The sequence below is a fragment of the Pseudomonas sp. NPDC098747 genome, from assembly GCF_044760045.1.
GTDB lineage: Bacteria > Pseudomonadota > Gammaproteobacteria > Pseudomonadales > Pseudomonadaceae > Aquipseudomonas.
Genome location: NZ_JBIWAL010000009.1, coordinates 1 through 20,952, shown reverse-complemented (window position 1 = coordinate 20,952; position 20,952 = coordinate 1). Strand labels below are relative to the sequence as shown.

The 20,952-nt window shown below is 59.5% G+C and carries 20 protein-coding genes; 8 read left to right on the top strand and 12 right to left on the bottom strand.

Annotation, left to right across the window (positions count from 1 at the left end):
- Nucleotides 1-404 precede the first annotated feature (404 nt).
- A complete protein-coding gene (gene betT, locus ACIQVE_RS07915; RefSeq protein WP_402806735.1) occupies nucleotides 405-2,366 on the top strand; it encodes a choline transporter BetT in 1,962 nt (653 codons plus the stop codon).
- 24 nt (nucleotides 2,367-2,390) lie between these two features.
- Here the strand turns inward: betT and ACIQVE_RS07910 are convergent, their stop codons facing one another.
- Nucleotides 2,391-2,651 (bottom strand): hypothetical protein, encoded by a 261-nt coding sequence (locus ACIQVE_RS07910; RefSeq protein ID WP_402806422.1) that lies wholly within the window; start codon nucleotides 2,649-2,651, stop codon nucleotides 2,391-2,393.
- A 297-nt stretch (nucleotides 2,652-2,948) separates the two neighbouring features.
- Here ACIQVE_RS07910 and ACIQVE_RS07905 point away from each other — a divergent pair, with 297 nt between their 5' ends.
- From ACIQVE_RS07905 to mgrA, 3 genes are all read left to right on the top strand, one after another.
- Entirely contained in the window at nucleotides 2,949-3,131 is a 183-nt protein-coding gene (locus ACIQVE_RS07905; protein ID WP_402806420.1) for a type II toxin-antitoxin system HicA family toxin, read from the top strand.
- Nucleotides 3,128-3,592 (top strand): type II toxin-antitoxin system HicB family antitoxin, encoded by a 465-nt coding sequence (locus ACIQVE_RS07900; protein WP_402806418.1) that lies wholly within the window; start codon nucleotides 3,128-3,130, stop codon nucleotides 3,590-3,592. The genes ACIQVE_RS07905 and ACIQVE_RS07900 overlap by 4 nt, the downstream gene beginning before the upstream one ends.
- A gap of 73 nt (nucleotides 3,593-3,665) precedes the next feature.
- Nucleotides 3,666-4,703, top strand: a complete 1,038-nt coding sequence (gene mgrA / locus ACIQVE_RS07895; RefSeq protein WP_402806415.1) for an L-glyceraldehyde 3-phosphate reductase — start codon at nucleotides 3,666-3,668, stop codon at nucleotides 4,701-4,703.
- Nucleotides 4,704-4,913: 210 nt separating this feature from the next.
- Here mgrA and tauD read toward each other — a convergent pair whose 3' ends face one another.
- From tauD to ACIQVE_RS07860, 7 genes are all read right to left on the bottom strand, one after another.
- Nucleotides 4,914-5,756: a taurine dioxygenase gene (gene tauD, locus ACIQVE_RS07890; protein WP_402806412.1), complete on the bottom strand. Its 843-nt coding sequence runs from the start codon at nucleotides 5,754-5,756 to the stop codon at nucleotides 4,914-4,916.
- Nucleotides 5,757-5,902: 146 nt separating this feature from the next.
- Entirely contained in the window at nucleotides 5,903-6,742 is an 840-nt protein-coding gene (tauC, locus tag ACIQVE_RS07885) for a taurine ABC transporter permease TauC (protein WP_402806409.1), read from the bottom strand.
- Nucleotides 6,739-7,518, bottom strand: coding sequence for a taurine ABC transporter ATP-binding subunit (gene tauB / locus ACIQVE_RS07880; RefSeq protein ID WP_402806406.1), 780 nt, complete (start codon nucleotides 7,516-7,518; stop codon nucleotides 6,739-6,741). Before tauB ends, tauC begins: the two co-directional genes overlap by 4 nt.
- A 16-nt stretch (nucleotides 7,519-7,534) precedes the next feature.
- Nucleotides 7,535-8,512 carry a taurine ABC transporter substrate-binding protein gene (tauA, locus tag ACIQVE_RS07875; protein ID WP_402806404.1) on the bottom strand — a complete coding sequence of 326 codons (978 nt, stop codon included), beginning with the start codon at nucleotides 8,510-8,512 and terminating at the stop codon, nucleotides 7,535-7,537.
- Nucleotides 8,513-8,853: 341 nt separating this feature from the next.
- Nucleotides 8,854-10,437 (bottom strand): glutamate--cysteine ligase, encoded by a 1,584-nt coding sequence (gene gshA, locus ACIQVE_RS07870; RefSeq protein ID WP_402806401.1) that lies wholly within the window; start codon nucleotides 10,435-10,437, stop codon nucleotides 8,854-8,856.
- Nucleotides 10,438-10,754: 317 nt separating this feature from the next.
- A complete protein-coding gene (locus ACIQVE_RS07865; RefSeq protein WP_115146048.1) occupies nucleotides 10,755-11,138 on the bottom strand; it encodes a PaaI family thioesterase in 384 nt (127 codons plus the stop codon).
- On the bottom strand, nucleotides 11,138-13,462 hold the full coding sequence (locus tag ACIQVE_RS07860; protein ID WP_402806399.1) for a Tex family protein: 2,325 nt from the start codon (nucleotides 13,460-13,462) through the stop codon (nucleotides 11,138-11,140). Before ACIQVE_RS07860 ends, ACIQVE_RS07865 begins: the two co-directional genes overlap by 1 nt.
- Before the next feature lie 357 nt (nucleotides 13,463-13,819).
- Here ACIQVE_RS07860 and ompR point away from each other — a divergent pair, with 357 nt between their 5' ends.
- A complete protein-coding gene (gene ompR / locus ACIQVE_RS07855; protein WP_042557134.1) occupies nucleotides 13,820-14,560 on the top strand; it encodes a two-component system response regulator OmpR in 741 nt (246 codons plus the stop codon).
- A gap of 114 nt (nucleotides 14,561-14,674) precedes the next feature.
- Nucleotides 14,675-15,988 (top strand): ATP-binding protein, encoded by a 1,314-nt coding sequence (locus ACIQVE_RS07850; protein WP_402806396.1) that lies wholly within the window; start codon nucleotides 14,675-14,677, stop codon nucleotides 15,986-15,988.
- A 202-nt stretch (nucleotides 15,989-16,190) separates the two neighbouring features.
- On the opposite strand, the gene rimK is transcribed toward ACIQVE_RS07850, so the two are convergent.
- The 3 genes from rimK to ACIQVE_RS07835 all read right to left on the bottom strand — a co-directional run bounded on the left by rimK (nucleotide 16,191) and on the right by ACIQVE_RS07835 (nucleotide 18,369).
- Nucleotides 16,191-17,096, bottom strand: a complete 906-nt coding sequence (gene rimK / locus ACIQVE_RS07845; RefSeq protein ID WP_007952690.1) for a 30S ribosomal protein S6--L-glutamate ligase — start codon at nucleotides 17,094-17,096, stop codon at nucleotides 16,191-16,193.
- A complete protein-coding gene (locus ACIQVE_RS07840; RefSeq protein ID WP_402806732.1) occupies nucleotides 17,093-17,512 on the bottom strand; it encodes an ATP-dependent zinc protease in 420 nt (139 codons plus the stop codon). Before ACIQVE_RS07840 ends, rimK begins: the two co-directional genes overlap by 4 nt.
- A gap of 77 nt (nucleotides 17,513-17,589) precedes the next feature.
- Nucleotides 17,590-18,369, bottom strand: coding sequence for an EAL domain-containing protein (locus ACIQVE_RS07835; protein WP_402806729.1), 780 nt, complete (start codon nucleotides 18,367-18,369; stop codon nucleotides 17,590-17,592).
- Nucleotides 18,370-18,485: 116 nt separating this feature from the next.
- On the opposite strand from ACIQVE_RS07835, the gene ACIQVE_RS07830 reads away from it, so the two are divergent.
- Nucleotides 18,486-18,893: an RNA-binding S4 domain-containing protein gene (locus ACIQVE_RS07830; RefSeq protein ID WP_402806393.1), complete on the top strand. Its 408-nt coding sequence runs from the start codon at nucleotides 18,486-18,488 to the stop codon at nucleotides 18,891-18,893.
- 88 nt (nucleotides 18,894-18,981) lie between these two features.
- On the opposite strand, the gene ACIQVE_RS07825 is transcribed toward ACIQVE_RS07830, so the two are convergent.
- Nucleotides 18,982-19,782 carry a phosphatase PAP2 family protein gene (locus tag ACIQVE_RS07825; RefSeq protein WP_402806391.1) on the bottom strand — a complete coding sequence of 267 codons (801 nt, stop codon included), beginning with the start codon at nucleotides 19,780-19,782 and terminating at the stop codon, nucleotides 18,982-18,984.
- A gap of 103 nt (nucleotides 19,783-19,885) precedes the next feature.
- Between ACIQVE_RS07825 and hslO the strand changes: the two genes are divergently transcribed.
- Nucleotides 19,886-20,788: an Hsp33 family molecular chaperone HslO gene (gene hslO, locus ACIQVE_RS07820; protein ID WP_402806389.1), complete on the top strand. Its 903-nt coding sequence runs from the start codon at nucleotides 19,886-19,888 to the stop codon at nucleotides 20,786-20,788.
- The last annotated feature ends 164 nt before the right edge of the window (nucleotides 20,789-20,952 follow it).

Sequence of the window (20,952 nt, the reverse complement as noted above, 5' to 3'; positions counted from 1 at the left end):
AATTTGCGTTGTTGCATCCAGCCTCTTCGCGAGCAAGCTCGCTCCCACAGGGGATTTGTGCCAATCACAGATCCAATGTGGGAGCGAGCTTGCTCGCGAATGGTTTTCAGGACGAATCGAGCTAATGGCATTCAGCGAATTCTCCAGTGAACGAATCGTCCCCAACCAACGTCATACCCCTCCTTGGGCTACTGTAGGAAAGCTACCGCCTAGCCCTGCGATTAGTCCTTACCATCCCATTCATGTTTAACTTGAACGTTCATTCAAGTTAAACCGGTGGTTCGCTGCCCGCTCACAACAGGAGGCTTGCCTTTGCTGAGTCCGATCATTTCAGCCACGTTTCAACCCCTCGAGGTGCACGTTTCATGAGTGCATCGTCTACCCCCGCCAGCGGTCTGGTGCGGATGAATCCGCCGGTGTTCTACTTCGCCGCGACGTTCATTCTGCTGTTTGGTCTCGTTGTCATCGCCATGCCGGAACAGGCAGGTGCCTGGCTGCTTGAAGCACAAAACTGGGCGGCCAACACGGTCGGCTGGTATTACATGCTCGCGATGACGCTGTATCTGGTCTTCGTGGTGGTCACCGCGTTATCCGGCTACGGCAAGATAAAACTCGGTGCCGACCACGACGAACCCGAATTCAGTTACTTGTCTTGGGCGGGCATGCTGTTCGCCGCCGGGATCAGCATTACGCTGTTTTTCTTCTGCGTGTCAGAACCGCTGACTCACATGCTGCAACCGCCGCAAGGCGAGGCGGGCACCGCGGATGCGGCGCGTCAGGCCATGCAGATTCTGTTCTTGCATTGGGGCCTGCATGGCTGGGGCGTTTTCGCCTTCGTCGGCATGGCTCTGGCGTACTTCGCCTACCGGCATAACCTGCCGCTGGCCTTGCGTTCGGCGCTGTATCCGCTGATTGGCAAACGCATCAACGGCCCGATCGGCTACGCGGTGGACGGCTTCGGCATCATCGCCACGGTGTTCGGCCTCGGCGCCGACATGGGCTTCGGTGTGCTGCACCTCAACTCGGGTCTTGACTACCTGTTCGGCATTGCTCACACGCAGTGGATTCAGGTCGGCCTGATCACGCTGATGATGGGCGCGGCGATTCTCGTCGCCGTGGCCGGGGTCGATAAAGGCGTGCGGGTGATGTCCGACATCAACATGCTGCTGGCCTGCGCGCTGCTGTTGTTCGTGCTGTTCGCCGGCCCGACTCAGCACCTGCTCAACACCTTGATCCAGAACATCGGTGACTACCTCGGCGCATTGCCGATGAAGAGTTTCGACCTCTACGCTTACGACAAACCGAGCGACTGGCTTGGCGGCTGGACAGTGTTCTACTGGGCCTGGTGGATTGCATGGTCGCCATTCGTAGGCCTGTTCATTGCGCGGATTTCCCGTGGTCGCACCATCCGCGAATTCGTCTTCGGCGTGCTGCTGATTCCGCTCGGTTTCACCCTGGCGTGGATGTCGATCTTCGGCAACAGCGCCATTGATCAGGTGCTCAACCACGGCATGAGCGCACTCGGCATGTCGGCCATCGACAACCCGTCGATGACCCTCTACCTGCTGCTGGAAACCTACCCGTGGAGCAAAACCGTCATCGCCGTGACGGTGTTCATCAGCTTCGTGTTCTTCGTCACCTCCGCCGATTCCGGCACCGTGGTGCTTTCGACACTGTCGGCCAAGGGCGGCAACCCGGACGAAGACGGGCCGAAATGGCTGCGGGTGTTCTGGGGCGCGATGACGGCGTTGATCACCAGTGCGCTGCTGTTCTCCGGCAGCATTGATGCACTGAAATCGGCGGTGGTGCTGACCTCGTTGCCGTTCTCGCTGATTTTGCTGTTGATGATGTGGGGGCTGCACAAGGCCTTCTATCTCGAATCGCAGAAGCAAATCGCGCAACTGCATTCGCTGGCGCCGGTGTCCGGCTCGCGACGTGGCACGGGTGGTTGGCGACAACGCCTGAGCCAGGCTGTGCACTTCCCGTCGCGTGATGAGGTGTACCGCTTCATGGACACCACGGTGCGCCCGGCGATCGAAGAAGTGACGGCGGTGTTCGTCGAGAAAGGTTTGAATGTGGTCACTCAGCCCGATCCTGCGCACGACAACGTCAGCCTGGAAATCGGCCATGGCGAGCAGCATCCGTTCATCTATCAGGTGCAGATGCGCGGTTACTTCACACCGTCATTCGCGCGCGGGGGCATGGGCTCCAAACAGCTGAACAATCGCCGTTACTACCGCGCTGAAGTGCATCTGAGCGAGGGCAGTCAGGACTACGATCTGGTCGGCTACACCAAAGAACAGATCATCAACGACATCCTCGACCAGTACGAACGGCACATGCAGTTCCTGCACCTGGTGCGTTGATCATGAGCTGAGCGCCGGGTCTGTTCAGGACTCGGCGCTCAGCACCATGAAAAGCACCATCGCCGCTACCGGCACCCCGAATACCGCGCTGCCGATCACCAGTTTCGATCCCACGGACTGGCCGGCATGCACCACCCCCACCGCGCCATTGATCACCGTCAACGCGAGCCACAGCGCGGCGAAGCTGTAGGCCAATGTCTGGCGACTGAAGCCGATGCGCTCGCCGATGTAGAGCATCAGTGCCAGCAGGACCAGGCCGAAGAAAATGATGATTGCGGTGTGCATATGTTCACCTGCGAGATATTCGGCGTTTGAGCCGCCGCCTCGTTGTTGCCTAGAGCATAGCCAAACTAGCCTACCTCTTTACAACTCAGGCCTTCTCCATTGGACACAATTCGCGACGAATCCAGATGTATATAGATGGCGACGCGTTTGCTCGCAGGCCCGCGCCTGCCGTTGATCTAACCAATAACCAAGTGTTCGTTCAGTAAGCTAAAATTTATCTGAGTGTGTATTGTGTGTATGGACGCAGTGTCCAGCCCCTAGAGTAAGCAGCTCTTGCTGTCGAACAGGGCGAAGGACATGCGTAGTCGGGAAATGATCAGGATGATCGAGGACGATGGTTGGTACTTGGTTGCGATGAAAGGCAGTCACCACCAATACAAGCATCCGCTCAAGCCAGGAAGGGTGACGATCAAGCACCCTGACTCGGATCTGCCAAAGGGTACGATCAACAGCATTTTGAAACAGGCGGGTTTGAAATGAAGCCCGTTACTGGAAACGAAAGTCCTTTTCTGGACCTTTTAGAGGAAGGATTCACTCATATGAAATTCCCGGTCGTTCTGCACAAGGATGCCGACTCAGACTATGGAGTAATCGTCCCGGATGTACCGGGTTGCTACTCCGCAGGCGCCACGGTAGCCGAAGCTTTTGAAAACACTCTAGAGGCGCTGGCATTGCACTACGAGGGGTTGGTTGCTGATGGCGCGCCGTTGCCGCGAGTCCGGGAAATCGATGTGCATCTCGACAACCCGGATTACGCTGGCGGCATTTGGGGTGTGGTCGACTTTGATATCACCCCATATTTCGGCAAGTCAGTGCGTTTCAATGCCACGTTGCCGGAGCAATTGCTGGAGCGCATTGACCAGACGGTCCGTCGTGACCAGCGTTACAGTTCCCGCTCGGGGTTTCTGGCTGCCGCGGCTTTACGCGAGCTATCGGCCTGACTGAGATCCTGTGGGAGCGAGCTTGCTTGCGAAGCAGTCGACACCTATTTCAATACAAACAAGAGAGGATTCGATGACTTACACCGCTGCCGAAAACCGCTATGACTCCATCCCTTACCGCCGCGTCGGCCGCAGCGGTCTGGTGTTGCCGGCGCTGTCGCTGGGCCTGTGGCACAACTTTGGCGACAGCACGCCGATCGACACCCAGCGTGCCTTGCTGCGCACCGCGTTCGATCTGGGCATCAACCACTTCGACCTGGCCAACAACTACGGCCCGCCGTACGGCAGCGCCGAGACCAACTTCGGTCGTTTGCTGCGCGAAGACTTCAAGCAGTATCGCGACGAGCTGATCATCTCCAGCAAGGCTGGTTGGGACATGTGGCCCGGCCCATACGGCCAGGGCGGTGGTTCGCGCAAGTACGTGCTGGCCAGCCTCGACCAGAGTCTGCAACGCCTCGGTCTGGACTATGTGGACATCTTCTATTCGCACCGCTTCGACCCGGACACCCCGCTGGAAGAAACCGCCAGCGCCCTCGCCACTGCGGTGCAGCAGGGCAAGGCTTTGTACATCGGCATCTCATCGTATTCGGGCGTGAAAACCCGCGAGATGGCAGCGCTGCTTCAAGAATGGAAAGTGCCGCTGCTGATCCATCAACCGGCGTACAACCTGCTCAACCGTTGGGTGGAAAAAGACCTGCTCGACACCACCGATGAACTCGGCACGGGCGTGATTGCTTTCACGCCTTTGGCGCAAGGTCTGCTGACCGATAAATACCTCAACGGCGTGCCGGCGGATGCGCGGGTCAATCGTCCGGGTGGTGGTTCGTTGCAGGCTTCGCACTTGTCGGAGGACAACATCGCCCACGTGCGCGCGTTGAACGAGATCGCCAAACGACGTGGGCAGAGCCTGGCGCAACTGGCGTTGGCGTGGACGCTGCGTGATCCTCGAGTGACGTCGGCGCTGATCGGTGCGAGCCGGCCGGAGCAGATTATCGAGAACGTTGGTGCATTGAAGAATTTGAGCTTCAGTGCTGAGGAATTGGCGGAGATTGACCGGTTTGCTCAGGAGGGTGGGATTAATCTTTGGGAGCGGCCGTCGACGGCGGAGTAAGCAACCCTCACCCCAGCCCTCTCCCGGAGGGAGAAGGAGCCGACCGAGGTGTCTTGCCTCGTACATTGACCTGAAATACCGAGTCGACTTTGGATTCGCTACAGCACATTCAGGTCGGCAGATTTTTCAAGCATCCCCGAATCAGTCCCCTCTCCCTCTGGGAGAGGGTTAGGGTGAGGGGCCTCTGATTTTGCTCTTGCTCTCAAAGGCTCAGCGAAAAAACGGCACATCCCCCAACACCGTAGCTCGTTGCATCACCCGCCGCGCAGGCCGGTAATCGTCCACCGCGTAATGTTGCGTCACGCGGTTATCCCAGAACGCAATATCGTCCTTCTGCCAGCGCCAGCGAATGGTGAATTCCGGTCGCGTGGCATGGGCAAACAAAAACTTCAGAATCGCCTCGCTTTCGGTTTCCGACAGCTCGTTGAGCTTCGATGTAAAACCTTCATTGACGAACAACGAACGTCGTCTGCTCACCGGATGCGTGCGAATCACCGGGTGTGACAGCGGTGGATTCTTGCGGCGTGCCTCCTCCCACTGTGCGAGCGCCTCGGGCGTGTTGCCATAGCGTTCCAGCGGAAACGAGCGGGTGAAATCGTGGGTCGCGGTCAGGCCTTCGAGCAAACCTTTCATCGGTGCCGACAGCGCTTCATAGGCGGCAATGCCACTGGCCCACAACGTGTCGCCACCGAACTCTGGCAGCAACTTGGCGCTGAGTACCGCGCCCATCGCCGGGGTCGGCAGGAAGGTCACGTCGGTGTGCCAGATCGCGTTGTCGCGCACGTCGGTGACGGCGGTATCCAGGATCAAAACCTCTGGCTGTTCCGGCACGTTCGGGTAGATCGGGTGAATGTGCAGATCGCCGAAATAGTGAGCGAAGCGCGCCTGTTGCGACGGCTCGATCGGCTGGTTGCGGAAGAACAGCACTTGATACTTGAGCAACGCCTGCTCGATGGCATCGCGGTGGTCCAGGCTCAATGGCTGGCTGATGTCGACGCCGCTGATCTGCGCGCCGAGGGCCGAGCTTAACGGGGTGATGTGCAGGCTGCTCATGGTGGTTCTCTTCGAATTCGGGCTGTCGAGCTTTTTGTGGGAGCGAGCTTGCTCGCGAAAGCGGTGTGTCAGGCACCAAAAATGTCGACAGAAAGTCAGCATTCGCGAGCAAGCTCGCTCCCACAGGTTCTTCACATGGCAATTATTCAGTGAGCCTGGCCGTGCCACGGCACCAGTTTGCGTTGCAGGGCGCGCAGGCTCATCTCCATGGCGAAGGCGATCAGGGCGATGACCAGAATCCCCAGCACCACCACGTCGGTCACCAGAAATTGCGCGGCCGACTGCACCATGAAGCCCAAACCGCTGGTGGCAGCGATCAGTTCGGCGGCGACCAGGGTCGACCAACCGACGCCCAGGCCAATGCGCACACCGGTGAGGATGTCCGGCAGTGCGCTCGGCAAAATCACATGGCGAATCAACTGCACGCGGGTGGCGCCCAACGATTGCGCGGCGCGCAATTTCGCTGGATCGACCGTGCGCACGCCGGTGGCAGTGGCGATGGCAATCGGCGCGAAAATCGCCAGGTAGATCAGCAGCACTTTCGACAATTCACCGATGCCGCACCAGATCACGATCAACGGCAGGTAAGCCAGTGGCGGAATCGGCCGGTAGAACTCGATCAGCGGATCAAGCACACCGCGCGCGATACGGTTGGCGCCAATGGCGATGCCCACCGGCACGGCGGTCAGAATCGCGAAGCCGAGGCCCAGACCGATGCGGCTCAGACTCGCGCCGAGGTGCTGCCACAGCGTCGAATCCATGTAGCCGCTGGTCGCCAGCAACCAGCCTTTTTGCGCAACGGCAGACGGTGGCGGCAGGAACAGCGGTTCGATCAAACCCGCCGCGGTCACTGCCCACCAGACTGCCAACAACGCGAGCAACGTCAGCAGGCTGATCCACCGGGTGCTGAGGCTGCGGCGCACTGGAACTGCCACCGAGGGAATGGCGGTTTTTACCGCAGGGGCGGAAACGTCGTAACTGCTCATGCGCGCTCCTGCCGTTGCGAGAACACTTTGCTCAGTACGTGTTCGCGGGTTTCGATAAAACGCGGGTCGGATTTGATCGTTCGCGCGGACTCACCGGCCGCGTAACGCTGACCAAAATCCAGCTGTAGACGCTCAACGATCTGCCCCGGACTCGGCGCCAGCAGAATCAGGTCAGTGGCGAGGAACACCGCTTCTTCGATGTCGTGGGTAATCAGGAAAACCGGTTTGGCGGTGCGTTGCCAGACTTGCAGCAATAGCTCCTGCATCTGTTCGCGAGTGAAGGCGTCGAGGGCGCCGAAGGGTTCGTCCATCAGCAAAACGCGCGGGTCGGCAGCGAGTGCGCGGGCGAGGCCGACACGTTGTTTCTGGCCACCGGAGAGTTGCCAGATGCGGCGGCTTTCGAAACCGGAAAGGTCGACCAGCGCGAGCATCTCGCGGGCGCGCAGTTCGCGTTTGTTCCTGGCGACACCGGCCAGTTCCAGACCGAAAGCAACGTTGGCCAACACGTCCTGCCAGGGCAGCAACGCGTCGTCCTGGAACACCACGCCCCGTTCGGCGCTCGGACCTTTGACCGGCACGCCGTCGAGGGTGATGCGCCCGGCGCTCGGTTCGACGAAACCGGCAATCAGGTTCAACAGCGAAGTCTTGCCACTGCCGGACGGGCCGAGGGCGACCAGCAATTGCTGAGGCCCCAGGGTCAAAGAAATATCCGCCAGCACAGGTGTAGGGCTGCCCGGGTACTGTGCGCTGATGCGCTCCAGCTGTAGCAAGGCCATCGCAGTTAACTCCCGATCAGTTGGTGATGTATTTGGCGCTGACGTACGGTGCGTAGTCCGGCAGAACGGCTTCGACTTTGCCTTGCTCCTTGAGGAACGCGGCGGTGTCGGTGATGGCTTTGGTGGTCGGCGCACCGAGGTCACTGACCTGATCCGCCGCCAGCGGGTAGACGTTGCCTTGCAGCAGCAGCGGAATGTCGCTGGCCTTGGCGCCGGAGAGTTTCACCAGTTTGTCGATATTGCTCTGGTTGGCGAGCCAGGCTTTCGGGTCCTTGCGGTAATCGGCGTAGGCGTCGAGGGTGACCTTGGCGAACGCGGTGACGATTTCCGGGTGCTTGGCGGCGAAGTCTTTGCGCACGATCCAGGCATCGAACGTCGGCGCGCCGAACTTGGCCAGTTCGCCGGAAGTGATTAGCACTTTGCCGTTTTCCTTGGCCACGCCCAGCGCCGGATCCCAAACGTAGGTGGCGTCGATGTCACCGCGTTTCCACGCCGCGATGATCGCTGGCGGGGCGAGGTTGAGCACGGTGACTTTCGATGGGTCGATGTTCCAGTGCTTCAGCGCCGCGAGCAGGCTGTAGTGACCGGTCGACACGAATGGCACGGCGATCTTCTTGCCGATCAGGTCCTGTGGTGTCTTGATCCCGGAACCGTCGCGGGTTACCAGTGCTTCGGCGGCGCCGATCTGGGTGGCGATGAGGAACGTTTCCACCGGGACTTTGCGGGTGATCGCTGCGGTCAGTGGGCTCGAACCGAGATAGCCGATCTGCACGTCGCCGGAAGCGATGGCGGCGATGATGTCGGCACCATTGTCGAACTTGCGCCAGTTGATATCGGCCTTGGTGGCTTTCTCGTAGGCGCCGTCGGCTTGAGCGACTTTCGCCGGGTCAACGGTGGTTTGGTAAGCGACAGTAAGGTCGGTGGCCTGAGCCAGAAAACTCGCGGCAGCCAGAGAGGCCACGGCCAGCAGGCGAAGCGGGGAATTCAGTTTCATCGAAAAGCTCCATATCAGGCGACCGAGCGTCGGCGTGAAAGGAGACTAAATGATCTAAGAACGCAGAAATAAATAACTTTTTAGAATGAGCTTATGAGCGGAAAAATCTAAGGCTCGGTGGATTGTGGGCTTTTTGGGTTTGGGGTTCGGCTGGAGATTTTCCCCCCTCACCCCAACCCTCCCGAAACGTCGGACCGCCCCCAGGGGGGCGAGGGGGAAGGGAGCCGATCGGGGGCTTTTCAACTCCTGAGTTCGACTCGGTATTTCAGGTCGGCGTAGCTCGACCAAACACCTCGGTCAGTCCCCTCTCCCTCTTGGAGAGGGTTAGGGTGAGGGGCTTTTCAGTTGCTGATCGCCAAAATACTCGCCTGATACGACCCGACAAACACGTCGAAATCGCCCACCTCGTTCTGCTCAAGCTCAGCCTGCGCCGCCAGCGAAGTACGCGCCACTTCCTCAAACTTCGCCTGCTCATCGGCCGCCAGCGGCTCGCTGCGGAAGAACTCGGCATGCACTTGGCTCTGACGCAGGGAGAACTGGGCGAAGCTTTCCTTGTGCTCGGCCATCGCGGCTAGCACCTGCGCCGATGGCGTCAGGGACGAATCCTTGACCTTGGCCAGTTGCGCATCCAGTGCGGTGCTATGCGCGTGGCCGCCATGGCTTTGATCCAGCAGCGCCGCCAGTGGAGCAATCTGTTCCAGCAATTCTGCCGCCCAGGTCTTCATGTCGACCGGCTGGCCATCACGCTGCAATTGCAGGCCTGGACGGCGACCTTCCTTGACCACGCTGAGGAAGTTCGACGTGGCGTTGCTGCACGAGGTGTTGGTCAGCAGCGGGCTGTCGTTCAGCGCGCAATACAACAGGAAGGCGTCGAGGAAGCGCGACTCGGTGAGGTCGATGCCCATCGGCAGGAACGGGTTGATGTCCAGGCAACGCACTTCGACGTACTGAATGCCACGGGCGACCAGCGCCTGGATCGGCCGCTCGCCGGTGTAGGTCACGCGTTTCGGGCGGATGTTGGAGTAATACTCGTTTTCGATCTGCAGGATGTTGGTGTTCAGTTGCACCCACTCGCCATCCTGATGCGTGCCGACTTCAACGTACGGCGCGTACGGCGTGGCGACGGCTTTGCGCAGGCTGTCGGTGTAGCTCGCCAGATCGTTGTAGCACGGCGTCAGGCCGGCCTGGGCGTTGCTCTGATAACCGAGGTCGCTCATGCGCAGGCTCGTGGCGTAGGGCAGGTACAGCGTGTCCGGGTCCAGTTGTTCCAGCTGATGTGAACGACCCCGCAGGAAACCGGCGTCCAGCGCCGGTGAGGCACCGAACAGGTACATCAGCAGCCAGCTGTAGCGACGGAAATTGCGGATCAACGCAATGTAGGAGACCGACTGGAAATCCCGGTCAGTGCCGACAAAACCTTCGGCTTCCTTGAGCAGCGGCCAGAGCTTTTCCGGCAGGGAAAAGTTGTAGTGAATCCCGGCGATGCACTGCATGGTCTTGCCGTAACGCAGGGCCAGACCCTTGCGATAGACGTACTTGAGCTGACCGATGTTGGAGGTGCCGTAATAGGCGATCGGGATGTCTTCCTCGGCCGGCAACGGGCACGGCATCGATGGACTCCACAGATACTCGGTGCCGAGTTTGCTGTAGGCAAAGCGGTGAATCTTGTCCAGGCTGGCCAGGGTGTCGGCCGGGTCGGGCAGGGCGGGTGTGATGAATTCCAGCAACGACTCGGAATAGTCGGTGGTGATTTGTTCGTTGGTCAGCGCGGAACCCAAGGCTTCCGGGTGCGGCGTTTGCGCCAGGCGACCTTCGCTGGTCACGCGCAGGCATTCACGTTCGATACCGTGAAGGCACTGCTCGAGCAGAGAGAGGTTGGCGCGCTCACCGAGCAGAGCCAGGCGGCGGTTGAGAAGTTCGCTCAATTTGGATTCCTTCACGCGTCAGTCGCCCCAATATGGGGGTGGGCAGGACGGTCTACAAGGGTGAAGTTGAAACTGGCGTTTTCGCCTGGTTTTTCGGGCCTGAAAGCCCCCGTTGAAATGCCAACTTCATTCCCTGAATCTGGCTGATGCACGCGAAGATTACGCGGTCCTTGTGGGAGCGAGCTTGCTCGCGAAGAGGGCGTATCAGTCAACATCAAGTCGCCTGACACACCGCCTTCGCGAGCAAGCTCGCTCCCACAGAAAAGCTCGACGCTGCGTTCACAGCGCCGAAATTAACTCAAAATGATGACCAACATCTACAGGACAGCGAACGTGCCCTGCGCTTTTGCGACCAGTTTGTCGCCCTGCATCACCTCGGCTTCGACCACCAACGTGCGTCGGCCCGGGTGAATCACCCGCGCCGTGCACAGCACCTCGCCGTCCGAGACGGCGCGGATGTAGTTGATCTTGCACTCGATGGTCGCGCTCTGCTGATCGAAACCGTGAGTGCTGGAGCAGGCCAGCCCCATGGCAATGTCGACCAGACTGAACAGCGCGCCACCGTGCAATTTGCCGCCGCGGTTGCGCAGTTCCGGTTCCAGCCCCAGGGCGACTTGCGCCACCCCGGTTTCCAGGCTGTGCAGGCGACAGCCCAACAGCTTGAAAAACGCGCTCTCGACGAGCCCGGCCGGAATTTCCATCAGCGTTTCTTCAGCTGTTTGGCGTTGGCGAACAGCGAGGCCATCGCATTGTTCACTGGCGCTGCGGTCGCGGTTTCCTTACGTGGTGCGTTGTTCGACGGCTGACGCTGTGCCGAGCCCGGACGCGAGCCACGGGCGCCGTCAATTTTTTCGCCCGGGGTGTCGCCCATGCGCATCGACAGGCCGACGCGTTTGCGCGGAATGTCGACTTCCATGACCTTCACTTTCACCACGTCACCGGCCTTCACCGCTTCGCGTGGGTCCTTGATGAACTTCTCCGACAGCGCCGAGATGTGCACCAGACCGTCCTGATGCACGCCGATGTCGACGAATGCGCCGAACGCGGTCACGTTGGTGACGACACCTTCGAGGATCATCCCCAGTTGCAGATCCTTGAGGTCTTCTACGCCTTCCTGGAACTCGGCAGTCTTGAACTCTGGACGCGGGTCACGACCCGGTTTTTCCAGTTCCTGGATGATGTCGGTCACCGTTGGCAGACCGAAGGTCTCGTCGGTGAATTTCTTCGGATCCAGACGCTTGAGGAAACTGGCGTCACCGATCAGCGAGCGGATATCGCGGTCGGTTTCAGCGGCAATGCGCTGCACCAGCGGATAGGCTTCCGGGTGAACGGCCGAGGAATCCAGCGGGTTGTCGCCGTTCATCACGCGCAAGAAACCGGCAGCCTGTTCGAAAGTTTTTTCGCCCAGACGTGCGACTTTCTTCAGTGCCGCGCGAGTCTTGAACGCGCCGTGTTCGTCGCGGTGAGCAACGATATTTTGCGCCAGCGTGGCGTTGAGGCCGGAAATTCGCGCCAGCAGCGCCACGGAGGCGGTATTCACGTCGACACCGACGGCGTTCACGCAGTCTTCGACCACAGCATCCAGACCGCGCGCCAGTTTCAACTGCGAGACGTCGTGCTGGTACTGACCGACACCGATGGATTTCGGATCGATTTTCACCAGCTCTGCCAGTGGATCCTGCAATCGACGGGCGATTGACACCGCGCCACGGATCGACACGTCTAGATCCGGGAATTCCTTGGCCGCCAGTTCCGACGCCGAATACACGGATGCACCAGCCTCCGACACCATGACCTTGGTCATTTTCATGGCTGGATATTTTTTGATCAGTTCGATTGCCAGTTTGTCGGTTTCGCGGCTCGCGGTGCCGTTGCCGATGGCGATCAGGTCAACCGAGTGCTTGGCGCACAGGGCCGCCAGAATGGCGATGGTCTGATCCCACTTGTTGTGCGGCACGTGCGGGTAAACCGTGGCGTGATCGAGCATTTTGCCGGTCGAGTCGACCACGGCCACCTTGCAACCAGTACGCAGGCCCGGGTCGAGGCCCAGGGTGGCGCGCGGGCCGGCCGGGGCGGCCAGCAGCAGGTCGTGCAGGTTGTGGGCGAAAACGTTGATCGCCTCGGTTTCGGCGCCGTCGCGCAGCTCGCCGAGCAGGTCGGTTTCGAGGTGGGTGTAAAGCTTGACCTTCCAGGTCCAGCGCACCACTTCACCGAGCCATTTGTCGGCCGGACGGTTCTGGTTCTGGATTTTGAATTGCTGGCCGATCATGCCTTCACACGGGTGCATGGTGCCCGGCAGTTCGTCGCCGACTTTCAGCGCGGAGCTGAGAATGCCTTCGTTACGGCCACGGAAAATCGCGAGGGCGCGGTGCGACGGCATGCTTTTCAGCGGTTCGTCGTGTTCGAAGTAGTCGCGGAACTTGGCACCTTCCTCTTCTTTGCCGGCGATGACGCGGGCACTGAGGATGGCTTCCTGCTTGAGATAGGTACGCAGTTTTTCCAGCAAGCTGGCGTCTTCGGCGAAACGTTCCATCAGGATGTATTTGGCGCCTTCCAGCGCAGCCTTCACATCGGCCACGCCTTTTTCGGTATCGACGAAGCGTGCGGCTTCGGCTTCCGGCGCGAGGTTCGGGTCGTTGAACAGGCCGTCGGCCAAGTCGCCGAGGCCGGCCTCGAGGGCAATCTGGCCCTTGGTGCGGCGCTTCTGCTTGTACGGCAGGTACAAGTCTTCGAGGCGAGTCTTGGTGTCTGCGAGTTTGATGTCGCGCTCGAGGGCAGGGGTGAGTTTGCCTTGCTCCTCGATGCTGGCGAGGATGCTGATGCGCCGTTCGTCGAGTTCTCGCAGGTAGCGCAGACGCTCTTCCAGATGACGCAACTGGGTGTCATCGAGGCTGCCGGTGACTTCTTTCCGGTAGCGGGCAATGAAGGGAACGGTAGAGCCTTCATCGAGTAGCGCGACGGCCGCTTCGACCTGTTGTGGGCGTACGCCGAGTTCCTCGGCGATGCGGCTGTTGATGCTGTCCATAAAACCACCTGACATATTGTGAAAGCAGGCTCGCAGGCACGGAAATAAAGGCCCGGAGTCTGGTTGAGCGGCTTGAAGATTGCCGCTGCCTGGGTCAAAAGGCAGCCCATTGACCCGTGAAATCGAACTATTACTGCGCTGGCCGGGGAAAAAGACGGCCACTTGCGGTAACGATTCAGACGTTGCCTGGCACAAAACGCCGCGCATTATAACCAGCGTTCTGTCATTCGGGGGCGTCACAGTCTGTAGGCTTAAACCCCGGTTTTCTGGCAGTGAAGGAAAAATCTGCTAACAATGCACACGGTGCGTATAACGGCAGCTACGCCATAATGCGCGCCGAGCTAAAAGGAGCATCTAATGAGCAGCACTGCACAAACTGCTGAAGGCGAAAAAATTCTCATCGTTGACGACGATCCTGGGCTAAGCAGCCTGCTGGAACGGTTTTTCGTCAGCAAGGGCTACCGTGCCCGTACCGTACCCAATACCGAGCAGATGGATCGTCTGCTGGCGCGTGAAGTATTCAATCTGGTCGTCCTCGACCTGATGCTGCCCGGCGAAGACGGTCTGACCGCTTGCCGCCGCCTGCGGGCCGCGAACAACCAGATTCCGATCATCATGCTCACCGCCAAGGGCGATGAGATGAGCCGCATCAAGGGCCTTGAACTGGGCGCTGACGATTATCTGGCCAAGCCGTTCAACCCGGACGAGCTGATGGCTCGGGTCAAAGCGGTGCTGCGTCGTCAGGCCGCACCAGTGCCGGGTGCGCCGGGCAGCGAAGACGAAAACGTCACCTTCGGTGATTACGTCTTGTCGCTGGCCACTCGTGAGCTGAAACGCGGTGACGAAGTGCACATGCTCACTACCGGTGAGTTTGCGGTACTCAAGGCCTTGGTGATGAACGCGCGTCAGCCACTGACCCGCGACAAACTGATGAACCTGGCCCGTGGCCGCGAGTGGGATGCTCTGGAGCGTTCCATCGACGTGCAGATTTCCCGTCTGCGCCGTATGATCGAGCCCGATCCATCCAAGCCGCGCTACATCCAGACTGTCTGGGGCGTGGGCTACGTGTTCGTACCGGATGGCGCCGCCACCAAGTGATCGGCGATTTGTAGGAGCGGGTCTGTTGGGAGGTGGTCGAACGGCCATTCCCACAGACTCGCAATCCGCAATATGCGAGCATTGCTCGCTCCTGCAAGTGTGTAGCGGTTATTGATGAAGACCCCTGTCTGGTTCCCCCAAAGTTTTTTCTCCCGCACCCTCTGGCTGGTGCTCATCGTCGTGCTGTTTTCCAAGGCGCTGACCCTGGTTTATCTGTTGATGAACGAGGACGTGCTGGTGGATCGCCAATATAGCCACGGCGTCGCCCTGACGCTGCGTGCCTATTGGGCCGCTGACGAAGAAAATCGCGCGAAGATCGCTGACGCCGCAACCCTGATCCGGGTGGTGGGTGCCGGTGTACCCGAAGGCGAACAGCACTGGCCTTACAGCGAGATCTATCAACGGCAGATGCAGTCGGAACTCGGCGCCGACACCGAAGTGCGGTTGCGTATGCACTCGCCGCCGGCCTTGTGGGTTCGCGCCCCGAGCTTGGGTGATGGCTGGCTGAAAGTCCCGCTGTATCCGCACCCGTTGCGTGGCCAGAAAATCTGGAACGTGCTGGGCTGGTTCCTCGCGATCGGTTTGCTGTCGACTGCCTCGGCATGGATTTTCGTCAGCCAGCTCAACCAACCCTTGAAACGTCTGGTATACGCCGCCCGGCAACTCGGCCAGGGTCGCAGCGTGCGCCTGCCGATCAGCGACACGCCGAGTGAGATGACCGAGGTCTATCGCGCCTTCAATCAGATGGCCGAAGACGTCGAACAGGCCGGACGTGAGCGTGAGCTGATGCTGGCCGGCGTCTCCCATGACTTGCGTACGCCGTTGACGCGCTTGCGGCTTTCGCTGGAATTGATGGGCGACCGCAACGACCTGACCGACGACATGGTGCGTGACATCGAAGACATGGACGCGATTCTCGACCAGTTCCTCGCGTTCATTCGCGATGGTCGTGACGAGTCGGTGGAGGAGGTAGATCTCAGCGATCTGGTGCGTGAAGTGGCGGCGCCGTACAACCAGACTGAAGAGAAGGTTCGCCTGCGTCTGGAGCCGATCCAGCCGTTCCCGCTACGTCGGGTATCGATGAAACGTCTGCTCAACAACCTGATCGGCAACGCCTTGAACCATGCCGGCAGCGGCGTTGAAGTGGCGGCGTATGTGTCCGGCGACACCAGCGCGCCGTATGTGGTGCTGAGCGTGATGGACCGTGGTGCGGGGATTGATCCGTCGGAGCTTGAGGCGATTTTCAATCCGTTCACCCGAGGGGATCGGGCGCGGGGCGGCAAGGGTACCGGCTTGGGATTGGCGATCGTGAAGCGGATTGCTTCGATGCATGGCGGCAATGTTGAGCTGCGTAACCGGTCCGGTGGTGGGCTGGAAGCGCGGGTGCGGTTGCCGTTGGGGTTGATGCTGCCGCGAGATGCGGTGTAAGTCAAAAGCACCCTCACCCCAGCCCTCTCCCGGAGGGAGAGGGGGCTGACCGAGGTGTCTTGCGTCCTGCACCGACCTGAAAGATCCGGTCGATTATGGATTCGGCGATACTCGTTCAGGTCGGTGTATCTCAAAAGCATCCCCCAATCAGTCCCCTCTCCCTATGGGAGAGGGTTAGGGTGAGGGGCTCTTGCTCTTCGCTTTAGCCCTTGCCTTTGGTCCGGGTCATATTCGGCCCGCCATTCTTCTCAAGATGCTCAATGATGATCCCCGCCACGTTCTTCCCGGTGGTGGTCTCGATCCCTTCCAGTCCCGGTGACGAATTCACTTCCATCACCAGCGGCCCGTGATTGGAACGCAGAATATCCACGCCCGCCACCGACAGCCCCATGACCTTGGCCGCACGCAGCGCCGTCATGCGTTCTTCCGGGGTGATCTTGATCAGGCTGGCGCTGCCGCCGCGATGCAGGTTGGACCGGAATTCACCCGGTTTGGCCTGACGCTTCATTGCCGCGATTACCTTGTCGCCGACCACGAAGCAGCGGATATCTGCACCGCCAGCCTCCTTGATGTATTCCTGGACCATGATGTTCTGCTTCAGGCCCATGAACGCCTCGATCACCGACTCGGCGGCGGTCGCGGTTTCGCACAACACCACGCCGATGCCTTGAGTGCCTTCCAGCACTTTGATCACCAGGGGCGCGCCGTTGACCATGTCGATCAGGTCGGGAATATCGTCCGGCGAGTGAGCAAACCCGGTCACCGGCAAACCAATGCCACGGCGCGACAGCAGTTGCAGCGAGCGCAATTTGTCACGCGAGCGGGCAATGGCCACCGATTCATTGAGCGGGAACACCCCCATCATTTCGAACTGGCGCAACACCGCACAGCCATAGAACGTCACCGACGCGCCGATCCGCGGGATCACCGCGTCGAAGCCTTCCAGCGGTTTGCCGCGATAGTGGATCTGCGGCTTGTGGCTGGCGATGTTCATGTAGGCGCGCAAGGTGTCGATCACGACCATTTCATGCCCGCGTTCAGTGCCGGCCTCGACCAGACGACGGGTGGAATACAGACGCGGGTTCCGCGACAGCACAGCGATCTTCATGCAACACCTGTGGAAGAGGTAGATACCGGGAACACCGGCTTGTCTTGTACATATTTGATGCCCGGATTGACCACCAACTGGCCGTCGATCAGGGCTTTGGAACCGAGCAACAGGCGATAACGCATCGACTTGCGGCAGGCCAGAGTGAACTCGATTGGCCAGACCCGATCACCCAAGGCCAGGGTGGTGCTGATCACGTAGCGTTCCTGAGCATGGCCGTTGGAGCTCTTGATGGTTTTGCGCGTCACCAGCGGCGCTTCGCAACGCCGGTGACGCAACTGCACCACCGTGCCCAGGTGCGCGGTAAATCGCACCCACTTCGTGCCGTCGCGTTCGAACGGTTCGATGTCGGTGGCATGCAGACTGGAGGTACTGGCACCGGTGTCGATTTTTGCGCGCAGGCCCGCGACTCCCAAATCCGGGAGCGCCACCCACTCGCGCAGACCAACAACGGTCAAATGGTCAAATGTCTTCAATAGGAAAAAACCAACGATTAACGCGTCCAGGCCCTAGGTGAGACCTGGGCCAACGCTTTGAATGCAGGTTTGGCGAACCAATAACCTTGCATCAGAAATATTCCACAGTCCGCCAGGAAATCCCGTTCACCGGCGCTTTCGATCCCTTCGGCAATGACTGTAACGTCCAACTCCGCACAGATTGTGACAATCCCCCGAACGATAGCCTGACGGACACGGTCGTGATCGACATCGCGGATCAACGCCATGTCGAGTTTGATCAGGTCCGGTTGGAAATCAGCCAGCAGATTGAGCCCCGAATAACCGGCACCGAAATCGTCGATGGCGGTCTTGAAGCCGAATTCGCGGTATTCACGCAGAATATTGGTCAAATGGCGATAGTTATCTACGTGCTGGCTTTCCAGGGTTTCGAAAATCAGTCGATCAATCGGGAAATTGTATTTTTCTGCGGCCTCCAGGGTGCTGCGAATGCATAACTCTGGACGATAGACAGCGTTGGGCATGAAGTTGATCGACAAGTGTGTCTGCATATTAAGTCTGGCCGCGCCTTCGATGGCGCGTGTCCGGCATAGCTGGTCGAAACGGTAGCGGTTCTCTTCTGTAACCTGATCTAACACAGTCAGTGCGCCTTCGCCGGCCACGCCGCGGACCAGCGCTTCATGGGCGAAAACCGACTGGTTGCGCAGATCTACGATAGGTTGGTAGGCGAAAGAAAAATCGAAGCCCAGCGGCTCGCTTTGCTGGCAGCCCTGGCAACCCGTCTTGGGCGAGGTTAATGAAGACGGAAATTTAGTCACTCGATCACTCCATACCGATGAATCGGCCAAGATCACAGTCTATCTGGAGGGCCGAGTTCTTGCGCCCGACAGAAACGGTAGTACAGTTCCGACTACTGGCTGAGCGAGGAATTCATATGGCACAAAAACAGGAAGAGGACGACAAGGTCCGTCTCGATAAGTGGCTATGGGCAGCGCGTTTTTACAAAACCCGTGCCTTGGCCAAAGCTGCAATCGAGGGTGGCAAGGTGCATTGTCGAGGCGAGCGCTGCAAGCCTGGCAAAGAGCCGCGCGTCGGCGATGAGTTCGAGATACGTAACGGTTTCGAAGTACGCATCGTCAGGGTCGAAGCCTTGTCGATCGTGCGCCGCGGCGCCCCCGAGGCGCAGGCTTTGTATGCGGAAACCGACGCGAGTATTGCCAAGCGCGAAGCGGCCGCGGCGATGCGCAAGGCTGGCGCGTTGGGCGTGAGCACCGACGGCAAACCGAGCAAGAAGCAGAGGCGGGATCTGTTTAAGTTTCGTGGGAACAGTAACGACGATTAGGGCTGCTGTTTCAGTGTCGTCCGTGCCGGCCTCGTCGCCAGCCTGCTGTCGATTCGAGTGCGCAGCACTCGCTGGGGACGACGCGGTATCAGGCGCTACGCACCACACTCATCCGCGAAACCAGCGGCAACTTGCCCAACAGATTGAAAATCGGCGCTGTCACTTTCAGCCAGAAATTCGCCGCGTGATAGGCAAACGGCGTGTAGTAGCCCCAGCCCAACGCCCATACCGCCAGCAACACGCCGCCGATGTAATCGTCCTGACCCCAATGCGCGCCAGCCACCAGTCGCGGGAGCATGAACAGCACAGCCAGGCCCCAGATCGTCAGGAACTGGCCGACCGTACGGCTGAACACACCCATGAACAGTGCCCAGATCAGCAGCACCGACGCATGGTCACCGGGGAAGCTCTGGCCCGAGCGATCCTTCAGCTCCCAGGTCTTCTCCAGATGGGGGAAGTAGTCACTGAGGTGCACCGCGCCCTCCAGCACCATCGACGGGCTGTTGTGCTGCCAGCCCATGTGGTCGGCGAACTTGGAAAACAGTGCGCGAATCACCACCATCAACAGCAGGATCGAGAAAAAGCCGAAGAACGCGCGACGCACGTCAATCGCCTTGAACACCCAGTCGCCCTTGATAAGAAGCGTCAGCAGAATCAGTCCGACGACGATGTCGAAAGGGCGCAGACTTGCAATTGCCCAGATGTGGAGCCATATCGGGTTGCTGGCCAGCGGTGCATTGAGCGAGCGAAACAGCCACTCGTCGAAAATCACACACAGCAGGTTGCCCGTAGGCCATAACCAGAAAGCCAGAAGCGCCAATGGCACGACGTTGCACAGAACCAACCGGCCGAGGTTCCACCTTGATTGGAACAAACCCGGATTGTTCATAAAATGCCTCCCGTGGCTGAACGTTCGCACCAAACCGGTGCAAAGAAGCGCGGCATTTTCATGTTTTGTAACCAATTTGTCATCAATTCAGATACCCAGACCTATGACCGATCTCCCGGATACCGATTACACCCAACGCTTCATCTTCGATGACAGCGACACTCGCGGCGAACTGGTAGCGCTTGAACGCAGCTACGCCGAAGTCCTCGCCAAGCACCCGTACCCGGAGCCGGTTGCGCAACTGCTGGGCGAATTGATGGCGGCGGCCTCGTTGCTGGTGGGCACCCTGAAGTTCGACGGTTTGCTGATTCTGCAGGCGCGCTCTGAAGGCCCGATCCCGATGTTGATGATCGAATGCTCCAGCGATCGTGAAATCCGCGGCCTGGCGCGTTACCACGCCGACCAGATCTCGGCCGATGCGACCCTCAGCGACTTGATGCCCAACGGCGTCCTGGCCCTGACCGTCGACCCGACTGTTGGCCAGCGCTATCAGGGCATCGTCGACCTCGACGGCGAAACCCTGTCCGATTGCTTCACCAATTATTTCGTCATGTCGCAACAGGTCGGCACCCGCTTCAAGCTGTTCGCCGACGGTCGTCGCGCCCGTGGCCTGCTGTTGCAACAACTGCCGGCCGATCGTCTGAAAGACGAAGAAGATCGCGCCGCCAGTTGGCAGCACATCACCGCGCTGGCCAGCACCCTGACCGCCGATGAATTGTTGAGCCTGGACAACGAAACCGTGCTGCATCGCCTCTACCATGAAGAGCAAGTGCGCTTGTTCGACGTGCAGAACTTGCGCTTCCACTGCAGCTGCTCGCGGGAACGCTCGGGCAATGCGCTGGTCAGTCTGGGTCTGGAAGATGCGCAGGCATTGGTGGCCGAGCAGGGCGGCAAAGTCGAGATCGACTGCCAGTTCTGCAACGAACGCTACGAGTTCGATGCTGCCGATATCGCTCAATTGTTCGCTGGAGCGGGCGTCGACACGCCGTCAGATACCCGGCACTAAAACGGTTCAGCGCAGGTAAATTCACTGCTCAACGACGGAATTACGCCGTTACGACGGGAGGGCCCTACTCTTTTTGGGCTTTTCTGGCATAATTAGTTCGTATTTTTTTGGTGTAGTTTTTGAGTTTTTTTTAGTTTTTATATTTTGGTGGTCTCTGTTTCATT

Excerpts from the sequence above, each read along its gene's own strand:
- betT (WP_402806735.1), top strand. The coding sequence starts at position 405 with ATGAATCCGCCGGTGTTCTACTTCGCCGCGACGTTCATTCTGCTGTTT.
- ACIQVE_RS07910 (WP_402806422.1), bottom strand. The coding sequence starts at position 2,651 with ATGCACACCGCAATCATCATTTTCTTCGGCCTGGTCCTGCTGGCACTG.
- ACIQVE_RS07905 (WP_402806420.1), top strand. The coding sequence starts at position 2,949 with ATGCGTAGTCGGGAAATGATCAGGATGATCGAGGACGATGGTTGGTAC.
- ACIQVE_RS07900 (WP_402806418.1), top strand. The coding sequence starts at position 3,128 with ATGAAGCCCGTTACTGGAAACGAAAGTCCTTTTCTGGACCTTTTAGAG.
- mgrA (WP_402806415.1), top strand. The coding sequence starts at position 3,666 with ATGACTTACACCGCTGCCGAAAACCGCTATGACTCCATCCCTTACCGC.
- tauD (WP_402806412.1), bottom strand. The coding sequence starts at position 5,756 with ATGAGCAGCCTGCACATCACCCCGTTAAGCTCGGCCCTCGGCGCGCAG.
- tauC (WP_402806409.1), bottom strand. The coding sequence starts at position 6,742 with ATGAGCAGTTACGACGTTTCCGCCCCTGCGGTAAAAACCGCCATTCCC.
- tauB (WP_402806406.1), bottom strand. The coding sequence starts at position 7,518 with ATGGCCTTGCTACAGCTGGAGCGCATCAGCGCACAGTACCCGGGCAGC.
- tauA (WP_402806404.1), bottom strand. The coding sequence starts at position 8,512 with ATGAAACTGAATTCCCCGCTTCGCCTGCTGGCCGTGGCCTCTCTGGCT.
- ACIQVE_RS07865 (WP_115146048.1), bottom strand. The coding sequence starts at position 11,138 with ATGGAAATTCCGGCCGGGCTCGTCGAGAGCGCGTTTTTCAAGCTGTTG.
- ACIQVE_RS07860 (WP_402806399.1), bottom strand. The coding sequence starts at position 13,462 with ATGGACAGCATCAACAGCCGCATCGCCGAGGAACTCGGCGTACGCCCA.
- ompR (WP_042557134.1), top strand. The coding sequence starts at position 13,820 with ATGAGCAGCACTGCACAAACTGCTGAAGGCGAAAAAATTCTCATCGTT.
- ACIQVE_RS07850 (WP_402806396.1), top strand. The coding sequence starts at position 14,675 with ATGAAGACCCCTGTCTGGTTCCCCCAAAGTTTTTTCTCCCGCACCCTC.
- rimK (WP_007952690.1), bottom strand. The coding sequence starts at position 17,096 with ATGAAGATCGCTGTGCTGTCGCGGAACCCGCGTCTGTATTCCACCCGT.
- ACIQVE_RS07830 (WP_402806393.1), top strand. The coding sequence starts at position 18,486 with ATGGCACAAAAACAGGAAGAGGACGACAAGGTCCGTCTCGATAAGTGG.
- ACIQVE_RS07825 (WP_402806391.1), bottom strand. The coding sequence starts at position 19,782 with ATGAACAATCCGGGTTTGTTCCAATCAAGGTGGAACCTCGGCCGGTTG.
- hslO (WP_402806389.1), top strand. The coding sequence starts at position 19,886 with ATGACCGATCTCCCGGATACCGATTACACCCAACGCTTCATCTTCGAT.